At 68.9% G+C, this 15,531-nt stretch carries 18 protein-coding genes; 8 read left to right on the forward strand and 10 right to left on the reverse strand.

Annotated features, from left to right (window positions below; translation table 11 throughout):
- The first annotated feature begins 36 nt into the window (after window positions 1–36).
- Complete coding sequence (locus AB5J62_RS27145) at window positions 37–849, forward strand: SAM-dependent methyltransferase (protein ID WP_370942751.1); 813 nt, start codon at window positions 37–39, stop codon at window positions 847–849.
- 43 nt (window positions 850–892) lie between these two features.
- Here AB5J62_RS27145 and AB5J62_RS27150 read toward each other — a convergent pair whose 3' ends face one another.
- Together AB5J62_RS27150 and AB5J62_RS27155 are read right to left on the reverse strand one after the other, a co-directional pair.
- Window positions 893–2,086 (reverse strand): class I SAM-dependent RNA methyltransferase, encoded by a 1,194-nt coding sequence (locus AB5J62_RS27150; protein WP_370942752.1) that lies wholly within the window; start codon window positions 2,084–2,086, stop codon window positions 893–895.
- Window positions 2,083–4,116 (reverse strand): APC family permease, encoded by a 2,034-nt coding sequence (locus AB5J62_RS27155; RefSeq protein WP_370942753.1) that lies wholly within the window; start codon window positions 4,114–4,116, stop codon window positions 2,083–2,085. Before AB5J62_RS27155 ends, AB5J62_RS27150 begins: the two co-directional genes overlap by 4 nt.
- Window positions 4,117–4,217: 101 nt before the next feature.
- Here AB5J62_RS27155 and AB5J62_RS27160 point away from each other — a divergent pair, with 101 nt between their 5' ends.
- Window positions 4,218–4,883 (forward strand): TrkA family potassium uptake protein, encoded by a 666-nt coding sequence (locus AB5J62_RS27160; protein ID WP_370942754.1) that lies wholly within the window; start codon window positions 4,218–4,220, stop codon window positions 4,881–4,883.
- Window positions 4,883–5,539, forward strand: coding sequence for a TrkA family potassium uptake protein (locus tag AB5J62_RS27165; RefSeq protein ID WP_370942755.1), 657 nt, complete (start codon window positions 4,883–4,885; stop codon window positions 5,537–5,539). The genes AB5J62_RS27160 and AB5J62_RS27165 overlap by 1 nt, the downstream gene beginning before the upstream one ends.
- A gap of 85 nt (window positions 5,540–5,624) precedes the next feature.
- Here AB5J62_RS27165 and AB5J62_RS27170 read toward each other — a convergent pair whose 3' ends face one another.
- Both AB5J62_RS27170 and AB5J62_RS27175 read right to left on the reverse strand, forming a co-directional pair.
- Window positions 5,625–6,275 (reverse strand): DUF3159 domain-containing protein, encoded by a 651-nt coding sequence (locus AB5J62_RS27170; protein WP_370950354.1) that lies wholly within the window; start codon window positions 6,273–6,275, stop codon window positions 5,625–5,627.
- Window positions 6,276–6,343: 68 nt separating this feature from the next.
- Window positions 6,344–6,721: an OB-fold nucleic acid binding domain-containing protein gene (locus AB5J62_RS27175; RefSeq protein WP_370942756.1), complete on the reverse strand. Its 378-nt coding sequence runs from the start codon at window positions 6,719–6,721 to the stop codon at window positions 6,344–6,346.
- 116 nt (window positions 6,722–6,837) lie between these two features.
- Here AB5J62_RS27175 and AB5J62_RS27180 point away from each other — a divergent pair, with 116 nt between their 5' ends.
- Window positions 6,838–7,557 (forward strand): alpha/beta fold hydrolase, encoded by a 720-nt coding sequence (locus tag AB5J62_RS27180; protein ID WP_370942757.1) that lies wholly within the window; start codon window positions 6,838–6,840, stop codon window positions 7,555–7,557.
- On the opposite strand, the gene AB5J62_RS27185 is transcribed toward AB5J62_RS27180, so the two are convergent.
- The 3 genes from AB5J62_RS27185 to dut all read right to left on the reverse strand — a co-directional run bounded on the left by AB5J62_RS27185 (window position 7,528) and on the right by dut (window position 9,393).
- The gene (locus tag AB5J62_RS27185) at window positions 7,528–8,151 is read right to left on the reverse strand and encodes a LysE family translocator (RefSeq protein WP_370942758.1); all 624 of its coding nucleotides are present in this window, start codon (window positions 8,149–8,151) and stop codon (window positions 7,528–7,530) included. The genes AB5J62_RS27180 and AB5J62_RS27185 overlap by 30 nt on opposite strands.
- 85 nt (window positions 8,152–8,236) lie before the next feature.
- Window positions 8,237–8,905 carry a DUF3710 domain-containing protein gene (locus AB5J62_RS27190; protein ID WP_370942759.1) on the reverse strand — a complete coding sequence of 223 codons (669 nt, stop codon included), beginning with the start codon at window positions 8,903–8,905 and terminating at the stop codon, window positions 8,237–8,239.
- Window positions 8,905–9,393 (reverse strand): dUTP diphosphatase, encoded by a 489-nt coding sequence (gene dut, locus AB5J62_RS27195; RefSeq protein WP_370942760.1) that lies wholly within the window; start codon window positions 9,391–9,393, stop codon window positions 8,905–8,907. The genes AB5J62_RS27190 and dut overlap by 1 nt, the downstream gene beginning before the upstream one ends.
- A 24-nt stretch (window positions 9,394–9,417) precedes the next feature.
- On the opposite strand from dut, the gene AB5J62_RS27200 reads away from it, so the two are divergent.
- Window positions 9,418–9,891, forward strand: coding sequence for a DUF3093 domain-containing protein (locus AB5J62_RS27200; protein ID WP_370942761.1), 474 nt, complete (start codon window positions 9,418–9,420; stop codon window positions 9,889–9,891).
- A gap of 101 nt (window positions 9,892–9,992) precedes the next feature.
- Here the strand turns inward: AB5J62_RS27200 and AB5J62_RS27205 are convergent, their stop codons facing one another.
- Window positions 9,993–10,301: a DUF4193 domain-containing protein gene (locus tag AB5J62_RS27205; RefSeq protein WP_091292250.1), complete on the reverse strand. Its 309-nt coding sequence runs from the start codon at window positions 10,299–10,301 to the stop codon at window positions 9,993–9,995.
- Window positions 10,302–10,785: 484 nt separating this feature from the next.
- On the opposite strand from AB5J62_RS27205, the gene cei reads away from it, so the two are divergent.
- Window positions 10,786–11,472: an envelope integrity protein Cei gene (gene cei / locus AB5J62_RS27210; protein WP_370942762.1), complete on the forward strand. Its 687-nt coding sequence runs from the start codon at window positions 10,786–10,788 to the stop codon at window positions 11,470–11,472.
- A 281-nt stretch (window positions 11,473–11,753) separates the two neighbouring features.
- On the opposite strand, the gene AB5J62_RS27215 is transcribed toward cei, so the two are convergent.
- A complete protein-coding gene (locus AB5J62_RS27215) occupies window positions 11,754–12,572 on the reverse strand; it encodes an inositol monophosphatase (RefSeq protein WP_370942763.1) in 819 nt (272 codons plus the stop codon).
- Between the two features lie 64 nt (window positions 12,573–12,636).
- On the opposite strand from AB5J62_RS27215, the gene ppgK reads away from it, so the two are divergent.
- Complete coding sequence (gene ppgK / locus AB5J62_RS27220) at window positions 12,637–13,398, forward strand: polyphosphate--glucose phosphotransferase (RefSeq protein ID WP_370942764.1); 762 nt, start codon at window positions 12,637–12,639, stop codon at window positions 13,396–13,398.
- A 178-nt stretch (window positions 13,399–13,576) separates the two neighbouring features.
- Window positions 13,577–14,965, forward strand: a complete 1,389-nt coding sequence (locus AB5J62_RS27225) for an RNA polymerase sigma factor (RefSeq protein WP_370942765.1) — start codon at window positions 13,577–13,579, stop codon at window positions 14,963–14,965.
- 64 nt (window positions 14,966–15,029) lie between these two features.
- On the opposite strand, the gene AB5J62_RS27230 is transcribed toward AB5J62_RS27225, so the two are convergent.
- Complete coding sequence (locus tag AB5J62_RS27230) at window positions 15,030–15,500, reverse strand: hypothetical protein (protein ID WP_370942766.1); 471 nt, start codon at window positions 15,498–15,500, stop codon at window positions 15,030–15,032.
- Window positions 15,501–15,531: the final 31 nt, after the last annotated feature.

The following is a 15,531-nucleotide window of genomic DNA, read 5'->3' on the forward strand; positions in this document are numbered from 1 at the left end:
CGTATCATCCGGCGGAACCGACTTCCGAGGAGACGGATGAAACCCGATCACCCGCCGGCGGGCATCGACCTCGACCGGCCGAACGCGGCGCGCGCCTACGACTGGGCGCTCGGCGGCACGGCGAACTGGGCCATCGATCGCGAGTACGGCGAGATGGCGCTCAAGGCGTATCCCCAGCTACGCCAGGCGACGCGGGCGAATCGCGCGTTCCTGGGCCGTGCCGTGCGGTTCTGTATCGAGAACGGGGTCACCCAGTTCCTCGACCTCGGCTCCGGCATCCCGACCATGGGCAACGTGCACGAGATCGCCGACGAGCTCGATCAGGACAGCCGGTGTGTCTACGTCGACGTCGAGCCGGTGGCGGTCGCGCACGCGCGGATCCTGCTCGAAGAAGAGGGCGACCCGGACCGCCACGCCGTGATCCACGCCGACCTCTGCAACCACCGCCAGGTGTGGAAAGAGGCCTTCGACACCGGTGTGCTCGACCCCGACAAGCCGATCGGCATGCTCACGGTCGCCGTCCTGCACTTCGTGCCGGACTCGACGGGTGTGGCCGACGCGATCCGCGCCTACCGTGACCTGCTGCCGGTGGGGTCGCTGTACGTGATCTCGCACCTGACCGACTCCGAAGTCGAGACCGACACGAAGAGCCAGCTGGCGCAGCTGAAGGAAGTCAGCAAGCGTTCCAGCACGCCGGGCGTCCTGCGCAGCACCGAGGAGGTGCGGACGTTCTTCGGCGACTTCGAGCTGGTCGAACCCGGCCTGGTCCCGGTCGGCGAATGGCATCCGGACGACCTCGACCCGACCGTGCGGACCGCGATCGGCGGAGTAGCCCGCAAAACGCGCTGAAAAGCTCGTGAGTGGTATGGCCGGTTCTAACCGGCCATACCACTCACGACAACAACGCGACGCACTCGACGTGGTGGGTCATCGGGAAGGCGTCGAACGCGCGCAGGTCCGTCAGCCCGTAGCCGTGCTCGGCGAACGTCGCCACGTCGCGCGCCAAAGCGGCGGGATCGCAAGCCACGTAGACGATCCGGTCCGGCTGCCCGGCCACGATCGCCTCGACGACGGCCTTGCCCGCGCCCTTGCGCGGCGGGTCGAGCACGACCACGTCGACCGGCTTCGCGGCGGCTTCGAGCAGACGCTCGACGCGGCCGCATTCCCAGCGCACCTGCGGCAGGTCGGCCAGGTTCGCCCGGCCGTCCTCGACGGCCTGGTAGCCCGATTCGATCGCCAGCACGTCGCCACCGGGGCCGACCTGCGAAGCCAGCACCGAGGCGAAAAGTCCCACGCCCGCGTACAAATCCCACGCGCGGCCACCGCGCGGCGCCTCGGCCCACTCGCCGACGAGGGAGGCGAAGGTGTCCGCCGCGTCGGGGTGGACCTGCCAGAAACCGTGGGCGTCGAGCCGCCAGTCGCGCCCGGCGGCGTGCTGGAACGCCGCGCCGCCGACCAGCTGCCTGCCCTTGGTCTTCCCGTTGACCTTGGTCAGCTCACGCAGATGGGAGCGGCTCGAACCGTCGAGGGTGACCTCGATTTCCGTGCCAGGGCGCCATTTGCGGTCGAGTGCGTCGTCGAGCGCGCCCGGTATCGAGATCGGGCAGTCGTCCAGCGCGATGACGTCGTGGCTGTGGTGGGCACGCAATCCGGCGCGGCCGTCGCGGCCGGCGACCAGGCGGACGCGGCTGCGCCAGCCGAGCGGACCGCCGGGCAGCGCTTCGACGCGGACGTCGCGCTCGATGCCGGCGAGGCGCTGGAGTTGCTCGGCGACGACCTTCGACTTCAGTTCGAGCTGGTAGTTGGGCGAAGCGTGCTGCCAGTCGCAACCACCGCACATCCCCGGAGCCGCGAGCGGGCACGGGGGTGTGACACGCTCGTCGGCCGGGCGCAGCACCTGGACCGCGTCGGCGCGGCAGAACGAGCCGCCGTTGTCCTCGGTGACCTCGGCGAGCACGAGCTCGCCCGGCAGCGCGTGGCGGACGAAGACCACCCGGTTGTCCGACCTGGACACGCAGTGGCCGCCGTGTGCCACCGCGCCCACTTCGAGTTCGAGGGTGCGGCCCGTCCAGTCCTCTTTGGTCACTTGGAGCTTTCTTTCTCTGGTGGTTTGCCCGGCGCGGGCGTGAAGCCGCGGCGGACGTCGCCCGCCAGCGGCCTGGCGCGGCGGTCACGGTCACGCGCCTTCTCCGAAGAACGCAGCTGCCACGGCACGCTCGTCACCATGACGCCCGGCTGGAACAGCAGCCTGCCCTTGAGCCGCAGCGCGCTCTGGTTGTGCAGCACCTGCTCCCACCAATGGCCGACGACGTACTCGGGGATGAGCACGGTGACCACGTTGCGCGGGTTGTCGCCGCGGATGCGCTTGACGTAGTCGAGCACCGGCTTGGTGATTTCCCGGTACGGCGACTCGATGACCTTGAGCGGCACCTTGAACTTGTGCTTCTCCCAGTCGGTGACCATCTTGCGGGTGTCGGCGTCGTCGACGTTGACCGTGACGGCTTCGAGCACGTCCGGGCGCATCGCCTTCGCGTACGCCAGCGCGCGCATGGTCGGCAGGTGCAGTTTGGACACCAGCACGATCGCGTGGTTGCGCGAGGGCAGCACGACGGCCGACGTCTCTTCCTTGTCCATTTCGCGCAGTTCGGCGGCGACGTGGTCGTAGTGGCGGCGGATCGCGGTCATCAGCAGGTAGATCGCCACCATGGCGGCGATCGCGATCCAGGCGCCGAGCAGGAACTTGGTGATCAGCACGATCACCAGCACGGTCGCGGTCATGCTCAGGCCGACCGCGTTGACCGTCTGCGAACGCCGCATCCGGCGCCGCACACCCGGGTCGGTCTCCTGCGCCAGCAACCGGTTCCAGTGCCGGATCATGCCAGCCTGGCTGACCGTGAACGACACGAACACGCCCACGATGTAGAGCTGGATCAGCTTGGTGACCTCGGCGTCGAACGCGATGATCAGCACCAGCGCGAAGGCCGCGAGGAACAGGATGCCGTTGGAGAACGCCAGCCGGTCGCCTCGGGTGTGCAGCTGCCTCGGCAGGTAGCGGTCCTGCGCGAGGATCGAGCCGAGCACCGGGAAGCCGTTGAACGCCGTGTTGGCCGCGAGCAGCAGGATGATGCCGGTGACGAGCGAGATGTAGTAGAAGCCCGCCGGGAAGTCGGCGAACACCGCGTGCGCGATCTGCGCGACGATGGTCTTCTGCTCGTAGCCCGCCGGCGCGCCGCTGAGCTGCTTCTCCGGGTTCTCCGCGAACTTGACGTTCGTGATGATCGCCAGCGCGATGATGCCGACCAGCATGGTGACCGCGAGCGCGCCCATCATCAGCAGCGTGGTGGCCGCGTTCTTCGACTTGGGCTTGCGGAACGCGGGCACGCCGTTGCTGATCGCCTCGACCCCGGTCAGCGCCGCGGCGCCGGACGAGAACGCGCGCAGGATCAGGAACGCGAAGCCGAACCCGGCGAACGACGCCTCGGCGTGCAGGTCGAAGCCCGCGCTCTCCGCGCGCAGGTCGGCGCCGGTGAGCGCCTGGAACAGGCCCCAGAACACCATCACGAAGATGCCGATGATGAACCCGTACGTCGGGATCGCGAACGCCTTGCCCGACTCGCGGACGCCACGCAGGTTCAGCGCGGTCAGCACCGAGACGATGATGACCGCGGCCAGCACCTTGTTCTGGGCGACCCACGGCACCGCGGAGCCGATGTTCGCGACACCGGACGAAGTGGACACCGCGACCGTGAGCACGTAGTCGACCAGCAGCGCGCTCGCGACCGTCAGGCCGAACTTGCCGCCGAGGTTCGTGTTGGCGACCTCGTAGTCACCGCCGCCGCTCGGGTACGCGTGCACGTTCTGCCGGTACGACGCGACCACGACCAGCATGACCAGCGCGACCGCCACCCCGATCCACGGCGCCAGCGAGTACGCGGACAGCCCGGCGACGCTCAGCGTCAGGAAGATCTCTTCCGGCGCGTACGCGACGCTGGACAGCGCGTCGGAGGCGAAAATGGGCAGCGCGATGCGCTTGGGGAGCAGCGTGTGGGCGAGCCTGTCACTGCGGAACGGGCGACCGAGGACGAGCCTCTTGAGAATGGTCGGAAACTTCGACACCGCCAGAGCGTAACGGTAGGACGGAACACGGTAGGTTCGGCGCTGTCGTGTCGCGGGTACCTGCGGACGGGTGAACTGAGCTTTCAGGAGGAGGACGTGGCGTGCACGTGGTGATCATGGGGTGCGGCCGGGTCGGCGCGTCCCTGGCCGCGGCGCTGGAACGGCTCGGCCACGAGGTGGCCGTGATCGACAAGAGCCAGCAGGCCTTCCGGCGTCTCGGCAGCGACTTCCACGGCCAGCAGATCACCGGGGTCGGCTTCGACCGCGGCGTGCTGATCGAAGCGGGCATCGAGCGCGCGGGGGCCTTCGCGGCCGTGTCCAGCGGTGACAACTCGAACATCATCTCGGCCAGGGTGGCCAGGGAGACCTTCGGCGTCGAGCACGTCGTCGCGCGGATCTACGACCACAAGCGGGCCGCCGTGTACGAACGGCTCGGCATCCCGACGGTCGCGACCGTGCCGTGGACGACCGACCGCTTCCTGCGGACGCTGCTGCCCGACGGCGTCGCCGCCGCGTGGCGCGACCCGTCCGGCAACGTGGCGATCATGCAGCTCCCGCTGAACGAGGGCTGGTTCGGCCACAGCGTGCGGAACCTGGAGCAGGAGTCGGGCGCGCGGGTCGCGTTCATCATGCGGGTCGGCACCGCGGTGCTCCCCGACTCGAAGAGCGTGCTGCAGGAGGGCGACACGGTCTACGTGGCCGCCAAGTCCGGCACCGTCAGTGATGTCACCAGCGTCGCCCAGCGGGCACCGGAAGAGGAGAACTGATGCGCGTCGCGATCGCGGGCGCGGGGGCCGTTGGCCGCTCGATCGCCACCGAGCTCATCGACGGCCGTCACCAGGTGATGCTGATCGAGCGTGAGGTCGACCAGTTCGAGCCGCAGATCGTCGAAGAGGCCGACTGGGTGCTCGGCGACGCCTGCGAGGTGTCCACACTCGAAGAGTCCGGCATCCAGCTGTGCGACGTCGTCATCGCGGCGACCGGCGACGACAAGGTCAACCTGGTCGTCTCCCTGCTCGCCAAGACGGAGTTCGCGGTGAAGCGCGTCGTCGCGCGGGTGAACAACCCGGCGAACGAGTGGCTGTTCAACGACGCGTGGGGCGTCGACGTCGCCGTCTCGACCCCGCGCATGCTCGCGGCGATGGTCGAAGAGGCCGTCAGCGTCGGAGACCTGGTCCGGCTGATGACGTTCCGCCAGAGCCAGGCCAACCTGGTCGAGCTGACGCTGCCCGAGGAGACCCCGCTGGCAGGCAAGCCGGTGAGCGAGCTGAACCTGCCGCGCGACTGCGCGCTGGTGACCATCCTGCGCGGGGACCGCGTGATCGTCCCCCAGCCGGAAGACCCGCTGGAGCCGGGCGACGAGCTCCTGTTCGTGGCGACCTCGGACGTCGAACCCGAGATCCGCACCGCCCTGGGCTACTGAAAAAAGCCCGAAAGCCACTTTCGTCAGATGCGATCTGACGAAAGTGGCTTTCGGGCTTTAAGACCTGGCGAGAGTGGCTTTCGGGCTACTCGGGGGCCTGGGCGTACTTTTCGCGGAGCTGGGCCTCGACCTCGGCGTCCGTCGGCTCGGCGGGCTTTTCCTCTTCGAGGGCCTTGAGGCGCTTTTCGGAACGGCGGACCGCCCAGACCACGACGAGCAGGCCGAGGATGTAGAGCGGGTAGCCCATCGCGAGCTTCGCGAAGGCGAGCCAGCCGGTGTAGTCCTCGTTGTACAGCCAGCGCTGCACCACGAAGCGCGCGGCGAAGACGGCGGCCATCGCGAGCGTCGCGACGTCGTAGCCGAAGCGGGACGGCTTGTCCTTGCGCCAGGCGTGGCCGGTGCCGTTGAGCAGGTTCCAGATGACCCCGGCCAGCGGCCAGCGGATCACGATGGAGAAGACGAAGATCCCGCAGTAGACCAGGCTCGCCCAGATGCCGAACAGGAAGAAACCCTTGGCCGAGCCGGTCCGGTAGGCGATGAAGGCGGCGATCGCCACCCCGAAGAAGCCCGAGATCGCGGGCTGCAGCGGCTCCTTGCGCACGATGCGCAACACGGTGATGGCGACCGCGCTGCCGACCGCGCACCAGATGCCGGGCATGAGCCCGAAGATGGCGTTGGCCAGCACGAACACGACCACCGGCACCGAGGAGTAGATGAGGCCGGACACGCCGCCCATCTGCTCGAGCAGCGTCGGCGGCTTGGTCTCTTCTTCGGTGGAGTTCTCGCTCACGCTACTTAGTCAACTCACTGGGCTGTTTGGAGCTCGTAATACGGGTTGTAGAGCACCTTCTGGCCGTCGCGCACGGCCATCCGGCCACGCACCTTGATGGTCCGACCCGGCTCGATGCCGGGGATCCGGCGACGGCCGAGCCAGATTAGCGTCACGCCCTGTGTTCCGTCGAACAGCTCGGCCTCGAGTGTCGCGGCTTCGTCGCTCGGGCACAGCTCGACGCTGCGCAACCGGCCGAGCACGGTCACCTCTTGCCCCTGCTTGCAGTCACAAGCGCGCTGCGCGCCCTCGACCTCGGATTTTTCCGAAAGGTCGTCGGCGTCGAGCTCCTCGACGTCGCTCGTCAGCTTCCGCTTCAGCCGGCTGAAGTAGCCGCCTTCCTTGGCGGGCATATGTGCAACTCCTGTGCTCCAGGGGCCCCCGACAGACCGGCCCGTGCTCAACCAGCGTAGCCGTGGTTCACGTCAGCGAAACGCGTTTGCGCCAAGATCGCAACGTGACCTCCGCTATGCCTACATCAGTCGCGGCGCTGCTACCCGGCACCGGCTCGGATGAAACGTTCGTCCGCGAAGTCTTCGCCGGACCGCTCGCCGCCGTCGGTGTGCGGCTGATCGCGCCCGCTCCGCCACGCGGCGCCGATCTCGTCGGCGGCAGCCTCGCGGCGCTCGACGCGATCGCGGCCGAGTCGGACGGGCCGATACTGGTCGGCGGCGTCTCGTTCGGCGCGCACGTCGCCGCCGCGTGGGCCGTGCGTCAGAAGCGCCACTGCGCAGGCCTGCTGGTCGCGCTACCGGCTTGGAACGGCGAACCGGGATCCGCACCCGCGTCGCTGGCCGCGAAGCTCTCCGCCGATCTGGTGGCCGCGAACGGCCTCGAACCCGCCTTGGCCACCTCCGTCGACGGCGTCCCGCGGTGGCTCGCCGACGAGCTCTCGCGCGCTTGGCGCGGCCACGGCGACTCACTCGCCGACGGCCTGCGCGCCGCGGCGGACTACCCCGCGCCGACACTCGCCGATCTGGCCACTGTGGACGTTCCGGCGGGCATCGCCACGTGCGTCGACGATCCGATACACCCTACGAAAGTCGCGTACGGCTGGGCGGGCGCGCTACCCCGCGCGGCCGTCGTCGAGACGACGCTCACAGCGCTCGGCGAGGATCGGGAGTCACTCGGCAGGGCGACCGTGCTGGCTTTGCTGCGGTCAGTCCGCCAAGGCGACGAACCCGCCTAAACCGATCATCGTCGCGCCGCTCGCGACGCGCTGGCGCACCCGCCAGCGCGCGTCGCCCAGCAACCGCGACGAAAGTTTCCCCGCGAAGATCGCGACCGTCAGGTCCGCGAGCATGGCGAGCGCCAGCGCGATCAGGCCGAGCACGATGAACACCAGCGGCGCCGGCGCGCGCTCCGGATGCACGAAATGCGGCAACAACGCCATGAAGTACAACGCTGTCTTCGGATTCAGCAACTCGGTGAAAATGCCCTGGATCAACGGCGACCGCGCCCACTGACGGGCGGCGCCGTGTTCGCCGCCGTCGTCGTCGCGGTGAAAAATCGCCTGGAGCCCCAGGAAGACCAAGTACGCCGCGCCCGCGTATTTGACGACCGCGAACGCGACGGCCGACGTCGCGAGCAGCGCGGAGAGTCCCAGCGCCGCGGCGACCACGTGCACGGACGCGCCGATCCCGTTCCCGATGACCGACCGGATCCCCTCGCCGCGCCCGCCGCGCAGACTCCGCGCCAGCACGTACAGGATCCCCGGCCCCGGCGTGACCGCGAAGATCGCCGCGGTACCCAGGAAGACCAGCAGCTCAGCGAAATCCGGCATTCCCCGACCCTAACGATCAGGGGTCGTGAGCGGTATGACCGGTTCTAACCGGCCGTACCACTCACGACCCCTGGTCGCGTGGTTCCTACTGCTGGGCCTGCTGGGCCGCGATGTGCTCGGCGACCGCGTCGGGCAGCGTGATCGTCAGCGGGGTGCGCACCGGCATCGGCGCGTCGCCGCGGTCGACGATGGTCCCCTTCACGATCTCGCGCAGCACGCCGGGCGCCATCGGGGCGAGCGACTGCGGCCCGGCGATCACGCCGCGCAGCATCCAGCGCGGCCCGTCGACACCGACGAAGCGCAGCGCCACGTCGCCGACGATGGCCGAGATCTCCATCCCCCACTCGCCGACGCCGATGTTGACCTTCGCGCCGTCCGCGCGCAGCTGCTCGGTCAGCTCGTTGCTGACCTCACGCCACAGCCCGCCCGACTTCGGCGCGGCGTACGCGCTGACGGTGACCTGGCCGTGCTCGGTGACCACGTGCACCGCGCGCACGCCGCCCGCCTGCGGGTCCATCTCGACCTGCACCTGTGAACCGTCCGGCACGGGCACCTTCACCGAGCCGAGGTCGATGCGCGGCACTTCGTCTTCGCGGGCGTCGGCGATGTCGAACGGCCCGTCGGGCGCGTTGGAGAGCTCGGCGGCGATCTCGTCGACCTCGTCGTCGACGTCCGCCGTCTCGTCGACCTCGGGCGCGGCGTGCCTGCCGGTGGACTTTTCCTCAGTCCGCCGCTTGCGTCCGAAAATCCCCACTAGTTGTTCTCCGTTCCTTCCCCAGTACTGGCTGCGGACAGTGTGGCGTGCCCGCCGGTGGATCCGTAACCACCCGCGCCGCGTTCGGTCGCTTCGAGCTCGGCCACCTCGGTGAACACGGCGTGCTCGACGCGCTGGATCACCAGCTGCGCGATGCGGTCGCCTCGGGTGAGCTTGAGCGGCTCGCGCGGGTCGTGGTTGATCAGGCAGACCCGGATCTCGCCGCGGTAGCCGGAGTCGATGGTGCCCGGCGTGTTGACCACCGAGAGCCCGGCGCGGGCGGCGAGGCCGGAGCGCGGGTGCACGAAGCCCGCGTAGCCGTCGGGCAGCGCGATGGCGATGCCGGTGCCGACCACCACGCGTTCGCCGGGGTCCAGCACGACGTCGGACGTCGTCACCAGATCGGCGCCGGCGTCACCCGGACGCGCGTAAGCGGGCAGTGGCACGTCGGGATCGACGCGGGAGAGCAGTACCTGAACGCTGGACACGACGGGCGAGATTACCCTGAGCCTGTGGCGAAGAGTGTGAGCGCGGCCGTTCAAGGCACGATCAGGTATTCGGAACGGCTGTACGTGCCCTGGTGGAACTGGCCGCTGCCGCTGATCGGCGGCGCGCTGATGGCGGCGACCATCGACCTCGGCTATCCGGGGCTGCGCGGCTGGCTGCCGTACGTCGTCGTCGAGGCGCTGGTGGTGGCCATCATCCTGACGCTGGGCCGTGCCAAAGTGCGGATCACCGACACCGAGCTGCTGGTCGGCGACGCGCACATCCCGCTCGAGTTCCTCGGCGAGGCCGAGATCTTCGACCGCGACCACAAGCGCGCCGCGCTGGGCCGCGACGCCGACCCGGCCGCCTTCGTCGCGCACCGCGGCTGGGTGGGGCCCGCCGTGCGCGTGCGCCTGACCGACCCCGACGACCCGACGCCTTACTGGCTGTTCAGCACCCGCAAACCCGAGCGGGTGGCCGAGCTGCTGCGTCAGGCGTGAAAAAAAGACGGGGCGGGCACCGCGTGGTGCCCGCCCCGTCTGCCAAAACAACCCCTGAAGCTCCTGTGGTGGTCCCTCGATCAGCCCGGTAAGGCTCGGGCTCACGCGCAGTCGCGACAGATCAGCCGTCCGTTGGCCTCTTCGGCCAGGCGGCTGCGGTGGTGGACCAGGAAACACACGGAGCAGGTGAACTCGTCAGCCTGCTTGGGCACGACCTTGACGGTCATGTCCTCACCGGAGATCCCGGAAAGGTCCGCACCGGGAAGTTCGAAGTTCTCAGCGCTCGCGTCCTCGTCGACGTCGACGACGCCGGACTGATTCTCGTTACGACGAGCCTTCAGCTCCTCCAACGAGTCTTCGGCCAGCTCGTCGGCCTCGCTGCGGCGCGGAGCGTCGTAGTCGGTAGCCATTGTCCCTCACCCCTGCGATCAGCTTCGATGTCTGGGTCCGGGCCTGGGAGAGAGGTCTCTCTTAAGCCCGTGCCGCTGGTCAACGTTCCAGGGCCCCTGTTTGTGCCCGGTGAGAACAGTGAGCGAAGTCTCTATTTTCAGATGCACTGTGCAGCTCGTTCTGCGACCGAAGCTCGCAGAGGGTAGCTCACCCGGTTCCGCGGCTCGCAACGCCCCGGTATTGATCATCAAGTCCGTCACCCGGCCGGGTGACTTCGCAGGTCGACGCGGCTTCCCCCGTTCGGGTTGCCCGGAGGTTCGGAAGCTCACTCCGGCGGCCCGATCGCTTGCCCCGGGCCACCGCGACGTGGTGCGATCCGAGTACAGGGAGACAGGTGTGGAATCTTCGCCGACCCACGCTGCCGAGTGAAAGCCGGAACGCCTAGGCTGATCAGCAGCGACGATTGTCAAGCGGGACGTCGGCGTTCGGGAAGGGACGGGGCAGGTGACGTCGGGGAACGGCTTCGGGGACCGTGGGACTCGGCCATATCGCAAGCGGCGGCCGCTGCCCGCCCTCATCGTGATCGGCGTGCTCTTCGTGGGCGCGATGGTCGTCTGGGTGAACGCGATGCTGAGCAAGGCCGACATCGACGAAGCGATCAAGTGCACACCCGCACCCATCGCGGCGGAAGGTGTCACCTACACACCGCTCGGGCACGCGGCGCTCGACGACCGCTCCCCCATCCCGCCGGACAAGATCAGCCTCCGCGTGCTCAACGCCAGCGGCGTGCGCGGCCAGGGCAAGATCACCGACACCACCCTGCGCGAACTCGGCTTCACCGGCATCACCGAGACCACGAACGACGCGGCCTACCCGGAGAAGACCCCCGCCAAGTGCAAGGGCCAGATCCGCTTCGGCGAGAACGGCGTCACCGCCGCCCGCACGGTCAGCCTGATCGCGCCCTGCGCCGAGCTGATCAAGGACAACCGTGCCGACGCCTCGGTCGACCTCGCGATCGGCACCAAGTTCGGCGACGTCCAGCCCAAGGCCGAGGCGAGCAAGATCATCGAGCAGCTCAAGGCCTGGTCGGCCGAGCACCAGGGCGGCGGAGGCGGCGAGCAGTCCGCCGGCGCGTCCACCCCCAACATCGACCAGACCCTCCTGGCCTCGGCCCGCGACGTCACCTGCTGACCCAGACCCCAAAGTCACTTCCGGGGCACCCCTCTGCCCCGACGCCGCCTACATCCCGAAAGCCGCATTGGGGACGTCCCATGTCCCCAATGCGTCTTTCGGCACCTCCCAGGTCCCCAATGCGTCGTTCGGGTCCTGCCACGTCCCGAATGCGTCTTTCGGTCCGTCCCAGGTCCCCAATGCGGCTTTCGGGACGTGCCAGGCAAGTCCGATAGCCCGAAAGCCACTTTCGGCAGGTAAGACCTGACGGAAGTGGCTTTCGGGCTACTGGCGGCGCCGGGTCAGACCGACCCGGCGCCCGCTTCGACCATGGCGTCGCGCAGGGCGGGCGCGATCGACGGCGCCGCCGCGTAGGTGGCGTCAGCACCCAGCGCGACGTCGTCGCCCGGCAGGCTGACGAAGGCGCCCGCCTCCGAGGCGACCAGCGCGCCCGCGGCCCAGTCCCACCGGCCGAGGCCGTGCTCGATGTAGGCGTCGGTCCAGCCTGCCGCGACCGAGCACAGTTCCAGCGAGGCCGCGCCGGGGCGCCGGATGTCGCGCACCCGGCCGAGCATGTCGGCCGCGAACCGCGCCTGCCGGACCCGGCGCTCCTGCCGGTACGCGAAGCCGGTGCCCAGCAGTGTCAGGTCGAGCCGGGATGGGCCGGTGACGGCGAGCCGGCGTCCGTCGAGGTACGAGCCGTGGCCGCGGGCGGCCGTCCAGCGCCGTCCGCTGACCGGCTCGACCACCGCGCCCGCCACCGACACGCCGTCGACCTGCGCCGCGAGCGAGACCGCGAACCACGGGAGGCCGTAGAGGAAGTTGACCGTGCCGTCGATCGGGTCGATGACCCAGGTGACCCCTTCCCCCGCCGTGCCGCCCGCCTCCTCGCCGAGCACCGCGTCCGACGGCCGCAGTTCCGCGAGCCTGGCGCGGACGAAGCGCTCGGACTCGTGGTCGACCGCCGTCACCACGTCGGTGTCGGCCGATTTGGTGCCGACCTCGACCGATCTGCCCTGCTGGATCCCCTTCCAAGCACTGAGAACCAGCTCAGCGGCGTCACCCGCGACCAGTTCGGCGATATCTTTCAAAGCACGCTCGTCAACTCCCACGACGGACATGTCACCACATCCGGTTAAAGTCTCCGAGGCAAGCTTCTGAATCGTGCGAGAAGGGACCACATCCGTGACCGCTACCCGGGGTTTCGGCATCGACATCGGCGGCAGCGGGATCAAGGGCGCCCTGGTCGACTTGGAGAAGGGCGCGCTGATCGGGGACCGCCTCCGCATCGACACGCCCAAGCCGTCGACCCCGGAGGCCGTCGCGGACGTCGTCGCCGAAGTGGTCGGCCACTTCGGCTGGGACGGTCCCGTCGGCGTCACGCTGCCGTCGGTCGTCAAGAAGGGCATCGCGCTGACCGCCGCGAACATCGACAAGAAGTGGGTCGGCACCGACGCCGACGCGCTGTTCGCGAAGCGGCTCGGCCGCGGCGTCGAGGACGTCGCGATGATCAACGACGCCGACGCGGCCGGCATCGCGGAGATCAGGTTCGGCGACCCGGTGACCCGCCACGGCGTGGTCGCGCTGCTGACCTTCGGCACCGGCATCGGCAGCGCCGTCTTCCACGACGGCAAGCTCGTGCCGAACACCGAGTTCGGCCATCTCGAGGTCGACGGTCACGATGCGGAGAAGAAAGCGGCCGCGTCGGTCAAGGACAACGAGGGCCTCTCGTACCCGCAGTGGGCGAAACGCGTCGAGCGCTACCTGTCCGTGCTGGAGAACCTGATCTCGCCCGATCTGTTCATCGTCGGCGGCGGGGTCAGCAAGAAGGCCGAGAAATGGGTGCCGCTGCTGGACATCCGCACCAAGGTCATCGCGGCGTCGCTGCAGAACAACGCGGGCATCGTGGGCGCGGCGGCGGCCGCCGCGGAGGGCATCGAACACTGATCCGCGGCGCGCCTGAGGTGATCGCTTCGCGACGCATCGGCGCATCGTCGTTACAATGGAACACGGCCCACGGCTGCGGGAGAGAAAACCGCAGGCCCAGGGCGTGTTCCCCGAATTTGAGGCAGCTGAGGCCGTCAGGCTTTTGCTCGTCATGATCGACCGCTGCGAAAGGGCGTAAGTGGCAGCCGCAAGAACCGCAACCCGAAGCGGTACGAAGACAACGAGCGCCGCCGGCGAATCCGCTGAGGAGGCCACCGAGGCCAAGCCTGCGGCGCGCAAACCCGCCGCGGGCGCGAAGAAGGCACCTGCCAAGAAGGCTCCCGCCAAGAAGACCGGCAAGGACGACGCCAAGGGCGATCCCGACGGTCCCGGCGAGCTCGACGAAGCCGACCTCGAGTCCCCGGATCTGTCGGATCTGGAGGAGGTCGAGGTCGACGTCATCGACGAGTCGGTGAACGACGAGCCCGAAGAGGCCGACTCCGACGACGACGGCGAGGAAGAGGCCGAACCGGCCGCCCGTGGCAAGCGCACGGCGGCCACCTCCACGGCTCAGAAGGACGTCAAGGCGGGCGACAACCCCGACTTCGTCTGGGACGAGGAGGAGTCGGAGGCCCTGCGCCAGGCGCGCAAGGACGCCGAGCTCACCGCCTCGGCCGACTCGGTCCGCGCGTACCTGAAGCAGATCGGCAAGGTCGCGCTGCTCAACGCCGAGGAGGAGGTGGAGCTCGCCAAGCGCATCGAGGCCGGGCTCTACGCCGCCGAGCGCGTGCGCAACGCCGAGGAGGAGGGCGAGAAGCTCGCCACCCAGATGCGCCGCGATCTCAAGTGGATCGTGCGTGACGGTGAGCGTGCCAAGAACCACCTGCTCGAGGCGAACCTCCGGCTCGTGGTCTCGCTGGCCAAGCGCTACACCGGCCGCGGCATGGCGTTCCTGGACCTGATCCAGGAGGGCAACCTCGGCCTGATCCGCGCGGTGGAGAAGTTCGACTACACCAAGGGCTACAAGTTCTCCACGTACGCCACCTGGTGGATCCGTCAGGCGATCACCCGCGCGATGGCCGACCAGGCCCGCACCATCCGTATCCCGGTGCACATGGTCGAGGTCATCAACAAGCTCGGCCGCATCCAGCGTGAGCTCCTGCAGGACCTCGGCCGCGAGCCGACGCCCGAAGAGCTCGCCAAGGAAATGGACATCTCCCCGGAGAAGGTCCTGGAGATCCAGCAGTACGCCCGTGAGCCGATCTCGCTCGACCAGACGATCGGCGACGAGGGCGACTCGCAGCTCGGTGACTTCATCGAGGACTCCGAGGCGGTCGTCGCGGTCGACGCGGTGTCGTTCACGCTGCTGCAGGACCAGCTCCAGTCGGTGCTGCAGACGCTGTCCGAGCGTGAGGCGGGCGTGGTCCGGCTGCGCTTCGGCCTCACCGACGGCCAGCCGCGCACGCTCGACGAGATCGGCCAGGTGTACGGGGTCACCCGTGAGCGCATCCGGCAGATCGAGTCGAAGACGATGTCCAAGCTGCGTCACCCGTCGCGTTCGCAGGTGCTGCGCGACTATCTCGACTAAGAAGTTCCATCAGCGAAAGCCCCGCCCGGTCACCGACCAGGCGGGGCTTTCGCTCGTTACGGGGTCATGAGTCCTCGCCGAGGAGCAGCAGGACGTTCGCCACGACCTCGTCCACGACCCTGGTCTCGGTCAGGATCTTCTCGACCATCGCGAGGCTTTGCAGCGTGTCTACCGCGTTGGGGCACTCGTCGCCGTCGTAGACGCGGCCGTCGAAGGCCGCCAAGCGCCGGTCGATCGCGATGATCAGCCGGTAGTACCGGGAAGTTTCCGGTCCGAGCTCGGCGCAGCCCGCGCAGTCGCAGTCACGGGCGAGCAGTCCGGCGACCCGCAGGCACAACGGCCCGCTGTCCGCGAGCAAGCGCTTACTTCCGGCGAACGCCTGGCATTTGCGGAGCCAGTAGGCCGCGAGTGGCCCGCCAGCCAGCGCGCAGGCCGGGCAGGCGCACGTGCGTTCCAGTGGATCTATGACGGTGTTGCGGCGAAGCGTGGCGCGCCGGTTGCGCGGACGGCCGTCCTTCGGGTGTGCGACGCTCACAGATCCGCTCCTCGCTTCCGGCTTTTCTCCT

This window comes from Amycolatopsis sp. cg5 (assembly GCF_041346955.1).
Classification (GTDB): domain Bacteria; phylum Actinomycetota; class Actinomycetes; order Mycobacteriales; family Pseudonocardiaceae; genus Amycolatopsis.

What these genes read in the sequence shown, in the direction of transcription:
- AB5J62_RS27145 (WP_370942751.1), top strand. Translation starts at nt 37, where the DNA reads ATGAAACCCGATCACCCGCCGGCGGGCATCGACCTCGACCGGCCGAAC.
- AB5J62_RS27165 (WP_370942755.1), top strand. Translation starts at nt 4,883, where the DNA reads ATGCGCGTCGCGATCGCGGGCGCGGGGGCCGTTGGCCGCTCGATCGCC.
- AB5J62_RS27170 (WP_370950354.1), bottom strand. Translation starts at nt 6,275, where the DNA reads ATGGGCGGCGTGTCCGGCCTCATCTACTCCTCGGTGCCGGTGGTCGTG.
- AB5J62_RS27175 (WP_370942756.1), bottom strand. Translation starts at nt 6,721, where the DNA reads ATGCCCGCCAAGGAAGGCGGCTACTTCAGCCGGCTGAAGCGGAAGCTG.
- AB5J62_RS27180 (WP_370942757.1), top strand. Translation starts at nt 6,838, where the DNA reads ATGCCTACATCAGTCGCGGCGCTGCTACCCGGCACCGGCTCGGATGAA.
- AB5J62_RS27185 (WP_370942758.1), bottom strand. Translation starts at nt 8,151, where the DNA reads ATGCCGGATTTCGCTGAGCTGCTGGTCTTCCTGGGTACCGCGGCGATC.
- AB5J62_RS27205 (WP_091292250.1), bottom strand. Translation starts at nt 10,301, where the DNA reads ATGGCTACCGACTACGACGCTCCGCGCCGCAGCGAGGCCGACGAGCTG.
- AB5J62_RS27215 (WP_370942763.1), bottom strand. Translation starts at nt 12,572, where the DNA reads ATGTCCGTCGTGGGAGTTGACGAGCGTGCTTTGAAAGATATCGCCGAA.